The 10,694-nt window shown below is 65.5% G+C and carries 6 protein-coding genes; all 6 read left to right on the top strand.

Translation table 11 applies throughout. The features are described from left to right. Positions 1-74 precede the first annotated feature (74 nt). The 6 genes from U4960_RS15125 to U4960_RS15150 all read left to right on the top strand — a co-directional run bounded on the left by U4960_RS15125 (position 75) and on the right by U4960_RS15150 (position 10,640). Positions 75-3,419 (top strand): TonB-dependent receptor, encoded by a 3,345-nt coding sequence (locus U4960_RS15125; RefSeq protein WP_324261434.1) that lies wholly within the window; start codon positions 75-77, stop codon positions 3,417-3,419. Between the two features lie 118 nt (positions 3,420-3,537). Further along, positions 3,538-4,545: a glycoside hydrolase family 16 protein gene (locus U4960_RS15130; RefSeq protein WP_324261435.1), complete on the top strand. Its 1,008-nt coding sequence runs from the start codon at positions 3,538-3,540 to the stop codon at positions 4,543-4,545. Between the two features lie 3 nt (positions 4,546-4,548). Beyond that, positions 4,549-5,604 (top strand): LacI family DNA-binding transcriptional regulator, encoded by a 1,056-nt coding sequence (locus tag U4960_RS15135; protein ID WP_324261436.1) that lies wholly within the window; start codon positions 4,549-4,551, stop codon positions 5,602-5,604. Beyond that, positions 5,601-6,815: an MFS transporter gene (locus U4960_RS15140; RefSeq protein ID WP_324261437.1), complete on the top strand. Its 1,215-nt coding sequence runs from the start codon at positions 5,601-5,603 to the stop codon at positions 6,813-6,815. The genes U4960_RS15135 and U4960_RS15140 overlap by 4 nt, the downstream gene beginning before the upstream one ends. Positions 6,816-6,954: 139 nt before the next feature. Further along, entirely contained in the window at positions 6,955-9,258 is a 2,304-nt protein-coding gene (locus tag U4960_RS15145) for a glycoside hydrolase family 3 protein (RefSeq protein WP_324261438.1), read from the top strand. Between the two features lie 92 nt (positions 9,259-9,350). Next, positions 9,351-10,640 carry a sugar MFS transporter gene (locus U4960_RS15150; RefSeq protein ID WP_324261439.1) on the top strand — a complete coding sequence of 430 codons (1,290 nt, stop codon included), beginning with the start codon at positions 9,351-9,353 and terminating at the stop codon, positions 10,638-10,640. The last annotated feature ends 54 nt before the right edge of the window (positions 10,641-10,694 follow it).

The raw sequence follows: 10,694 nt of genomic DNA on the forward strand, positions 1-10,694 counted from the left end.
GCTCACAATCTGGGTTACCTCAAGCTGGAAGGGGTCCGGATTCGTCCGAAGGCCTCGGGTTATGGGAGGATACCTTGGCACTCACCGACACTTCCGCGCGCACGTTTTCCTGGCGCTCCACCGCTCTCGGCACCGCGTCGGCGCTGGCCCTTGCCGGGGTCGCCCAGCCTGTATGGGCGCAGGAACAGGCAGCCGCCGAGCCGGCTGACGAAACTGTAGCGGAAACCGAAGACGCCGAGATCGTCGTATCCGGCTTCCGTGCCTCGCTCCAGTCGGCGCAGAACGTCAAGCGGCTGGCGGATACCGTCGTTGACGTGATCACGGCTGAAGACATCGGCGCCCTGGCTGACCGGTCGGTCGCCGAAGCGCTGCAGCGGGTACCCGGGGTCAACATCGGCCGGTTCGAAAAGACCACTGACCCGACCCGGTTCTCGGTCGAGGGCACCGGCGTGATCATCCGCGGATTGCCCTACACCCGTTCGGAGCTGAACGGCCGCGACATTTTCTCCGCCAACGGCGGCCGCGTGCTGAGTTTCGAAGATGTCTCGCCCGAGCTCGTCGGGCGGGTCGAGGTTTTCAAGAACAGCACCGCCGACCAGATCGAAGGCCAGATCGCGGGTACGGTCAACCTCGTCACCCGCAAGCCGCTGGACATGCGGGGGCTTCGCATCGCCGGCTCGATCGAGGCCAACTACGGCGACTTCCGTGACGAGATTTCCCCGACTTTCAACATTCTCGGTTCGAACACGTTTGAAACCGGAGCGGGCACGTTCGGCCTGCAGCTGAGCTACTCCAACTCGAAGCTCAAAAGCCGCACCGATGCTTCGCAGATCATCGACACGTGTTATCGCCCGGCTGACCTGAGCGGGGCCTGTATCCGGGTCTTCGGCATCAATTCCGGCGGCTTCGGCGACGTACCCAACTTCACGCCGGACCAGTTCCCGCCGGCGAACTCCGTGCTGGTGCCGCAATACGCCGGGGTCCGCTCGACCACGCTGGACCGGGATCGCGAAGCCTTCTCCGGGGTCGCCCAGTTCGAAACGCTCGACGGCGGCCTGGTGATGACCCTCGAATACCTGCGTTCGAACACCAGCTTCTTTACCGAAGAATTCGCGCTGATCGGCCGGATAGACGACGGCGTCTCTTCCCCGAGCCCCCGCCCCGGGACCAATTTCGAATTTGATGCGGATGGCCGGTTCGTCAGCGGCATTCTGACGCAGAACGTCGGTAATGCCTACGCGACCCCGTTCGGCCTCGGGGGCATCCCCATGGATTCGTTGCGCTTCCTGCGTGACACCGATTCGATGACCCAGGATATTTCCTTCGATGCCAAGATGGAATTTTCTGACCGTTTCCGTGGCAGCGTGGAAATGCAGTACGTCAATTCCAGGCTGACCCGCGATTCCGTCTTCGGCGCGATGAGCACCTGGGCCGATATCGGCATCGACCTTTCCGGCGCGACGCCGGACATCCAGTTCCTTGCGCCTCCGGGGGCACCGGCTGATTACTTCTCCAGCGGCTTCTACACCTACTACTGGTTCGGCCTCGACAGCCGCGAAGAGAACGACGGCGATCTGTTCAGCCTTGCAGGCGATCTGGAATACGATCTCAGCGATACGGGCTTCCTGCGCAAGGCAGTGTTCGGTGCTCGTTGGGCCGCGCGTGACCGCGTCAACCGCAACACCAACTTCAGCACCTGGGGGAACCTTTCCGCCCCCTGGGCCGGGCGTGCAGGCTGCGCGCCCTGGGGTGAGGGGCCGGGCTGCGGTCAGGGTCCGGGCCCATTTGTCCCCGACTGGTCCGGCTTCACGCCGGGTCGCTTCTACACCGGCCTGCCCGGTCAGGAATTCGCGATCGCGGGCGGCGCCTTTGCGGACGAGTTCCCGAATTACTCCCAGCTGCGGTCGCCGTTTGCCGGCAACTTCCAGCGTGGTCAGGCCGGAGCCCCCATCGCCAACGGAGCAGCCTTTTTCTACGGCGGCGACGATTTCCTGCAGGATTACCTGAACGGCACGACCGACCGCGAGTGGGACGAAATCTCGACTTTCGGCCAGTCGCCTGAGCGCTTCAACCTGGGCGTAAACGGACGCACGCGCACATTGCTTGACGGCTCGGTGGTGCAGTGTGACCCCTACTGCCCGGCCGAAATCTCTGACGTGACCGAGATCACCTCGGCCGCTTACGCCCGGATCGACTACGGGCACGACTTCGATGGCGGCTGGGCCTTGGCCGGCAACATCGGCCTGCGTTATGTCAGGACCAAGGTCAGCAACAACTCGTTGCTTGCCTTCCCCAATCCGGGCTTCTTCGACAATCCGGAAAATCCTGCTGCCAATGGCGACGGCATTGTCCAGGTTGCGGAAATCAACGCCTTGTGCGCCACCCCGGTGCCGCCGGGGCAGCAGCGGCTCTATTGCAACCTGACCGGTGCAAGGCAGGCGCAATTTGCTGCACTGCACACCGGTGAACTCATTCCGGACAACCGGGACATCACGTTCGACCACTGGCTGCCTTCGTTCAATATCCGCCTCGACAGCGGGACGGGCGTGGTCATCCGCGGCGCTGTGTCGAAGGGTATTTCCCGGCCTGACCTGAACCTGTTCAACGCCGGCGGCGTGCTGGGCTTCAGCGGACGGGTCGACAATGGTCCGCTGCTGTCGATTTCGACCGGAAACCGCGGGCTGCGGCCGATCGAATCGTGGTACTACGACCTGAGCGCCGAATGGTACTTCGACGATGTGGGCTCGATAACGGCCGCCTTCTTCCTGAAGGACATCGACGGGATCATCCAGAACGGCACAGGTCTGGTGAATTACGAATCCCCCAGCGGCATTTCCGAAGACGTGATCATCTCCGGTCCGGCGAACGATCTGTCAGGTGTGCTCAAGGGCGTCGAACTGGCCTATCAGCAGACCTTCGATTTCCTGCCCGGCTTGCTGGGCGGACTGGGTGCACAGCTTTCCTACACCTATGTCGACGCGTCGGACTTCGTAACGCCGAACATTTCGGGTATCGGTTCACCGTCGGTCAATTCATCTGGTGGCCCTCTCAACGGCGGGCCGTTTGTCGGGGAAACGCCGAACTCGGGCACGTCCAAGCATACGGTGAACGCGGTGGCGTTCTACGAGCGGGGGCCGATCTCGATCCGCGCAGCCTATAACTGGCGCAGTGCCTTCCTCGTTACACCGAGGGACGACCTGTTCCCGTTCTCGCCGACCTATCAGGAAGCCGGCGGCCAGCTCGATGCCTCGATCTTCTTCACTGTGAACGACCATCTGAAACTCGGCGTCCAGGGCGTGAACCTGCTCGACGAAGTTACGACGCTGTCGACGCTGGTCGATTATGACGGAACGAGGGTGCTCAGCGCGGCGTTCCGCAACGACCGCCGGTACACGTTCCTGGCCCGGTTCAACTTCTAGCCGGGGCTGCCCGGTATCGACCGACACCAGGCGGGCCCTTGCCGAGCGCGAGGGCCCGCCTTTTTGTTGGAAATCCCCCGCAGCTTTCCCCTACGGCGCAAACTCTGGAGCCTGACCGATGATGACGTACCGCCGCGCCGCCCTGATCGCCCTTGCCGCATCGCTGGCCGCCTGCCAGACCGCGCCCGAACGCGAGCGCAAGGTCATTTCCACCGTCGAGCGGCCCGAGCCCGGCACTGCCCGGACGCCCGGCAATGAAAGCGGCTGGCAGATGGTCTGGGCTGACGAATTCGACGGTGATGAAATCGACATCGGCAAGTGGCAGTTCGACGTCGATTGCTGGGGCGGCGGCAACAACGAGCGCCAGTGCTACACCGACAGCTCGCGCAATGCCCGGATCGAGGACGGGATCCTGCGCATCATCGCCCGCAAGGAAAGCCACACCGGCCCCGCCTACCCGCCCCACGTAAGGGCCAGTCAGGCCGATCCCGATGCCTTGGCGACCAAGCCGTTCACTTCGGCCCGGCTGGTCACCCGCGGCAAAGCGGCCTGGCAATATGGCCGGATCGAGATCCGGGCCCGGCTGCCGCAAGGCCAGGGCACCTGGCCGGCAATCTGGATGTTGCCGGAAGACAATGCTTACGGCACCTGGGCGGCATCGGGCGAGATCGACATCCTCGAGGCGGTCAACCTGGGCGTACCCTGCGCAAAGTGCCCCGGCGGGGTAGAGAACACGATCCTGGGCACGCTCCACTTTGGCGGACTGTGGCCGGACAATGCGCTCAACAGCAGCGAAATGCACGCGCCGGAAGTGCTGGAGGGTTTTCACACCTATGGCATCATCTGGGCGCCGGGGGTGATCGAGTGGACCCTCAACGGCCAGGTCTTCGCCCGCAAGGAGGCTGGCAGCTGGTGGAGCGTCAATTCCGCCGATCCGCTGGCACCGTTCGACAAGCCCTTCCACCTGATCCTCAACCTGGCCGTCGGCGGCGGCCTGCCGGAAGAACGCGGCCTCGGCGGGGTTGACGAAAGCGGGTATCCCAAGTCACTGGACGTTGACTGGGTCCGGGTCTGGCAATGCCGCCCCGAAGGCGCCAGCGATGCGGGCTGCACAGGGAAACGCTAAGTCATGGCGAGACGCCGCCAGGCCGTCACGATCAAGCATGTTGCTGCCGATGCAGAGGTTTCCCTGCAGACGGTCAGCCGCGTCATCAACAACGAGCCCAATGTCCGCCCGGAAATGAAGGCGCGGGTCCAGGCGTCGATCGACAAGCTTGGGTATATCCCGTCAATTGCCGCGCAGCGGATGAGCGGGTCCCGCTCATACCTGATCCTGGCGCTCAATGACCGCGAACGGACCATTGCCGACTGGCAGGCCAGGCAGGGGTCGGACTGGGTCGATCAGATGCTGCTCGGCGGAATGCTGAAGTGTGCCGAATACGGCTATCGCATGATTATCGAGCTGGTCGACACACACAACGACCATGTTGCCCGCGAACTCAACGCGGCACTGGTCGCGCTTCAGCCGGATGGCGTGATCCTGACACCGCCGCACTCGGACAACCCGCTGATCACCGGCCTGCTCGAGGAACGCCGCATCCCGTTCGCGCGGATCGGATCGCTCGGCAATGGCGGGGGCATTCCGCTGGTCATGGGCGACGAGCAGGCGGCCGAGCGCGCCACCCGCCACCTGCTCCGGCTGGGCCATACCCGGATCGGTTTCATTACCGGGTCGAAGGAATATGCCCTCAGCAGCTGGCGCGAGAACGGCTGGCGCGCCGTGATGGACGAGGCGGGCCTTGCCACCGAAGGCCTCTGCGTGACGGGGGACTTCAGCTATGTCTCGGGCACGGCGGCAGCGGAGCAACTCCTCTCCCTCGCCCACCCGGCCACCGCCATCGTTGCCAGCAACGATCAGATGGCGATTGCCGTGCTGGACCATGCCCGTGCCCGCGGGCTCGACGTGCCGCGCGACCTGTCACTGGTAAGCTTTGACAACACGCCGGTCACGATGTTCAGCCAGCCGCCACTGACCGCCATAGACCAGCCCATTGCCGCCACCGTGGCCCGCGCCGCCGAACTGCTGATCGCGGCCAAGAAGGGCGATAAACTGCCCGCCGGGGTGACCGTGATCGAGGCCAGCCTGATCGAGCGCGGCTCCACCGCGCCGCCGGCACCTGCATGAACGGAACCGGCGTGGCAGACGCGCCCCTGCTGCGACAGGATACGCGCTTCCTGCTGCTCTATGCGCTGGCACTGGCTGGCGGTGCGGTCGCCTATGTCCCTTTCCTCACCATCCTGCTGCCGATGCAACTGGCGGGGATGACCGGGGCGGACAAGGTCGAGTGGCTCGCCTATGCCACCTTCGCTGGGGCGGTCACCGCCAGCCTGGCCAATATCGGCTTCGGCTGGCTGAGCGACCTGACCCGCAGCCGGGTGCCGTGGATTGTCACCGGCCTCGTTTCGTCCTCGCTGGTGCTGGTGGCATTCGGCCAGATCGACGAACCCGGCACACTGATTGCGCTGCTGGTCGTGTGGCAGTGCACCCTCAACATGATGCTCGCGTCGCTGATGGCATGGGCCGGGGATTGCGTGCCGGACCACCAGAAGGGCTTGCTGGGCGGACTGATGGCGATCTCGCCTGCTGCCGGGGCGCTGGCGACAACCCTCATTACCCTGCCGGGACTGGCATCACCACAGGAACGGCTGTGGCTGGTCGCCCTGCTGGTCGCAGGATGCATCGGGCCTGCGCTGCTGTTTGGCGCCCCGCGCCGGTTTCCGGAACTCACCGCCAGCCGCCCGGGCGCGGATGAAGCAGCAGTTGGCACGCCCCTGCCTGCCAACCCGGCCCTGATCCGGATGTGGCTGGCCCGTCTGCTGATCCAGGTCTCCGAAGCGGCGCTGTTTGCCTTTCTCTACTTCTGGTTCCGCTCGGTTGACACGGCCATGGATGATGCCCGGATCGCGCAAGTGTTCGGGGCTGTTCTGGTCTGCTCGATCCCGGTCTCGATTGCGGCGGGGCGCTGGTCCGACCGGATGGGGCGGCCCTTCCTGCCGCTGCCCATCGCATCGGGAATAGCCGCACTGGGCCTGTTGCTGATGGCCTGGTCATCAACCTTGCCCGGCGCCATTGCGGGCTATGCGGTGTTCGGCCTGGCGGCGACCGTGTTCCTCTCGCTCCATTCGGCCCAGACCCTGCGCGTGCTCCCCAGCCCGGAAAAGCGCGGGCGGCACCTGGGGTTCTTCAACCTGACCAACACCACACCCTCGCTGGTGATGCCGTGGATGGTGGTCACGATCGAGCCACTGTTCGGCTTCTCCGGCCTGTTCGTGGTGCTGGCCTTTTGCGCCATGGCCGCGGCCGCCTTGCTGGCGACGATTCGCGCCCGGACATAGAGGCTTGCAATCGCTTTGAACCCGTGCGAGGACTCCTATTGGGAACGTTCACAGAGGGTGCGTACTGAGGATGCGGTTCTGGATGATATCACTGGCGAGCCTCGCGCTCGCCACGGGTTGCAGCTCGTATGGGCAGGATGTGGCGTCAACCGGCGCAGCGGCAGCGGCGACCCAGCCCGCGCAGGACATCGACGCCCTCGTTGCGCGGATGAGCCTGGAGCGCAAGGTCGCCCAGCTGATCCAGCCGCAGATCAATTCCTTCACCGCCGCCGACATGGAGCGGTACCGTTTCGGCAGCTATCTCAATGGCGGCAATGGCGGCCCCTATGGCGACGAGTTCGCGCCGCCGGGCGAATGGCTGCGCCTCGCTGACCAGATGTTCCTCGCCTCGGTCAAGCCGCTCCCCGATGGCGAGCCGGTGATCCCGACCATGTGGGGGACAGACGCGGTCCACGGCCACACCAACGTGATCGGGGCGACCATCTTCCCGCACAACATCGGCCTTGGCGCCACCCGCGATGCAGACCTCGTCCGCCGGATCGGCGCGGCGACCGCCGTCGAGATCGAAGCCACCGGCATTGACTGGAACTTCTCCCCCACCGTGGCGGTGGCGCGCGATGACCGCTGGGGCCGGACCTATGAAAGCTATTCCGAAGACCCTGTGCTCGTCGCCGAACTGGGCGCGGCGCTGGTCGAAGGCCTTCAAGGCCGCAAGGGCGATGCCGACCACCTCGGCGATGGGCGGGTCATCGCCACCGCCAAGCACTTCTTCGGTGATGGTGGCACGGCGCTGGGGATCGACACCGGTGACGTCAACGGCGACATCGAGGATCTGAAGCGGATCCACGCTGTGCCCTACCCCGCTGCCATCGCGGCCGGGGCGCAGGTAATCATGGCCAGCTTCAACTCGATCAACGGCGAGAAGATGCACGGCAACGAGGCGCTGTTGAGCGGCTACCTGCGCGGCGAACTCGGCTTCGACGGGGTTGTGGTTGGTGACTGGAACGGCCACGGCCAGGTCCGCGGCTGCACTGTGAGCGACTGCCCGCAATCGCTCAAAGCCGGGCTCGACATCTATATGGTGCCCGATGACTGGAAGGCGCTGATCGACACCACGGTGGCGCAGGTTCGCGATGGCACCATCCCGATGGCCACGCTCGACCAGGCCGTCGCCCGGGTGCTGCGGCTGAAGCAGCGCGCCGGCCTGCTCGACCCGGCCGTCCGCAAGCCGTCCGAACGGGGTGTGGGCGGCAAGCTCGACCTGATCGGTTCGCCCGAGCACCGCGCCCTGGCGCGCGAGGCAGTGGCGAAATCGCAGGTGATCCTGAAGAACAGCGGTGTCCTGCCGCTCAAGCCCGGCGCGAAGCTGCTGGTCGCAGGCACCGGTGCCGATGCCATCTGGCAGGCTGCCGGCGGCTGGACCCTGACCTGGCAGGGCGGGCGCGAGCTGACCAACGACCAGTTCCCCGGCGCGACCTCGATCTGGGCCGGGATCCGCGATGCGGCGAAGGCCAGCGGCGGCCAGGCCGTGCTGTCGCCCGACGGCAGCTTCACCGAAAAGCCCGATGCTGCGATCGTGGTGTTCGGCGAGGATTCCTACGCCGAATTCTACGGCGACCGGAAAAACGCCGTGTTCACCGATGCCGAAGGCCTTGGCCTGCTGCGCACGCTGAAGGCGAAAGGTGTGCCCACGGTTGCGGTGTTCCTGTCCGGCCGCCCGATGTGGATGAACCGCGAGCTCAACGCCGCCGACGCGTTCGTTGCCAGCTGGTTGCCCGGCGGCGAAGGGGCAGGCGTGGCCGACGTGCTGTTCGGCCAGCGCGAGGCAAGCGGGCGATTGTCGTTCAGCTGGCCCGCGGCCTGCAACGGCCATCCGGTCAACGGGCCGCAAGGCGCGCTGTTCACCCTTGGTCACGGCCTTGCCACCGGACAGGTCGGCGGCACCGGCAAGCTCGACGAAAGCTGCGACCTGCTCAACGAGGCTCCGGCCAATGACTGGTTCGCCAGCGGCCGCCTCTCGACCGGGATCACCGCCACCGCCGGCGGCACCGCCCTGCCCGGCCTGCGTGGTGAGGCGAACGGGATCATGGCCAGGGGCCTTGACCGCACGCGGCAGGAAGATGCCCGCGCGATCACCTTTGCCCCGGGTTCCTCGCTCACGCTGACGGGGGACGGCAAGGCCAGGGGCGCATTCGTGCTGCAATACAACCTCGCCGCCAGCCCGGCCGCGCCGGTGACCGTGAAGGTGGGCGACACGGTGCTCGACGTCACCGCCAATTTCGCTGTCAGCGGCGGCAAGGGCTGGCGCGAAATGGTGCTGACCGCGAGCTGCATTTCCGAAGACGCCAACAGCCTGACCCTGACATCTGAGGGGCCGATCGTGCTGAGCGTGTCGCAGATTGCCCGCACGCAATTGCCCGCCGGGACGGACTGCTCGTTCTGACGTCCTGCATTCGAATACACATGGACGACGCGCAAGGGTGCGCTAGTCTTATAAACCCGCCGGAAGAGCGGAAACTGGGAGGTTGAAGGACTATGGCACTGGCACCCGAACTTGCGACCAGTACGGACCCTAACCCGCTGGAAAGCGACGCCCCACAGGTTGACGCCCCCGGCCTCAACTACTTCGTCTTCGCGCTGTTCTTCATCTTCGGCGGGATCACCAGCCTCAACGACGTGATCATCCCCAAGCTGAAAGAGCTGTTCACCCTCAGCTATTTCGAGGCGAGCCTGGTCCAGTTCTGGTTCTTCATCGCCTATGCCGTGGTTGGCATCCCCGGCGCGCGGCTGGTCAAGAAGCTGGGCTACATGCGCGGAGCGGTGGCAGGGCTGGTGACCATGCTGGTCGGCTGCCTGCTGTTCATCCCGGCCAGCCAGACGGCCGTGTTCGGCATGTTCCTGTTCGCCTACTTCATCCTCGCCACCGGGGTGGTGCTGGTGCAGATCGTCGCCAACCCGCTGATCAGCCTGCTGGGGCCTGCGCGCACGACCCACAGCCGACTGACCTTTGCCCAGGCGTTCAACTCGCTCGGGACAACGATCTTTCCCTTCTTCGGTTCGATCCTGATCCTCGGCAGCCTCGCCACGGTGACAGCGGCGGAGCTGTCCGGCGCGGAACTCGCTGCCTACCGGACGGCGGAGAGCCAGGCGATCGTCAACGGCTACCTCGGCCTCGCCGCCGCGCTGGCGGTTGTCGCCGGAGTGGTCTGGCTGTTCCGCAACCGGCTGAAAGGCGAAAAGCATGAGCACACCAGCCTCGCCGAGGGTCTGGCCCTGCTCAAGCGCCCGCGCTTCGGGTATGGCGCAGCCTGCATCTTCCTTTACGTCGGCGCCGAAGTCGCCATCGGCAGCTTTATCGTCAATTACCTGATGCAGGCCGAAGTCCTGAACCTGCCCGAACAGTCGGCAGGCAAACTCATCTCGCTCTACTGGGGCGGCGCACTGGTGGGCCGGTTCATCGGGTCCGGCCTGCTCCGTATGGTCAGCCCCGGCCTGCTGCTGGCGACCGTGGCGGCGGGCGCGATCACCCTGATCGCCATCTCCGCCAATTCGACCGGCGTAGTGGCAGGGTATTCGTTGCTCGCGGTCGGCCTGATGAACGCGATCATGTTCCCGACCATCTTCAGCCTCGCCTGCGAGAAGCTTGGTCCGCGTGCAGCGGACGGGTCGGGCATCATCAACGTGGCGATTGCGGGGGGCGCGGTGGTGCCGGTGCTCTACGGCGCGCTGGCCGACCAGACCAGCCTCGCCTTTGCCCTGGTGCTGCCCGCCCTGTGCTATGCCGTGATCGCCGGATTCGGGATTTTCGCCCGGCGCCCGGCCTGAAGCGGCCTCGCCCTGACCTGAATATGTATGCGCCCCACTGGCGCGCGGGCACGG

Origin of the sequence: Altererythrobacter sp. H2, assembly GCF_035319885.1 — a bacterium.
Lineage (GTDB): Bacteria > Pseudomonadota > Alphaproteobacteria > Sphingomonadales > Sphingomonadaceae > 34-65-8.

Excerpts from the sequence above, each read along its gene's own strand:
- U4960_RS15150 (WP_324261439.1), top strand. The coding sequence starts at position 9,351 with ATGGCACTGGCACCCGAACTTGCGACCAGTACGGACCCTAACCCGCTG.
- U4960_RS15140 (WP_324261437.1), top strand. The coding sequence starts at position 5,601 with ATGAACGGAACCGGCGTGGCAGACGCGCCCCTGCTGCGACAGGATACG.
- U4960_RS15130 (WP_324261435.1), top strand. The coding sequence starts at position 3,538 with ATGATGACGTACCGCCGCGCCGCCCTGATCGCCCTTGCCGCATCGCTG.
- U4960_RS15135 (WP_324261436.1), top strand. The coding sequence starts at position 4,549 with ATGGCGAGACGCCGCCAGGCCGTCACGATCAAGCATGTTGCTGCCGAT.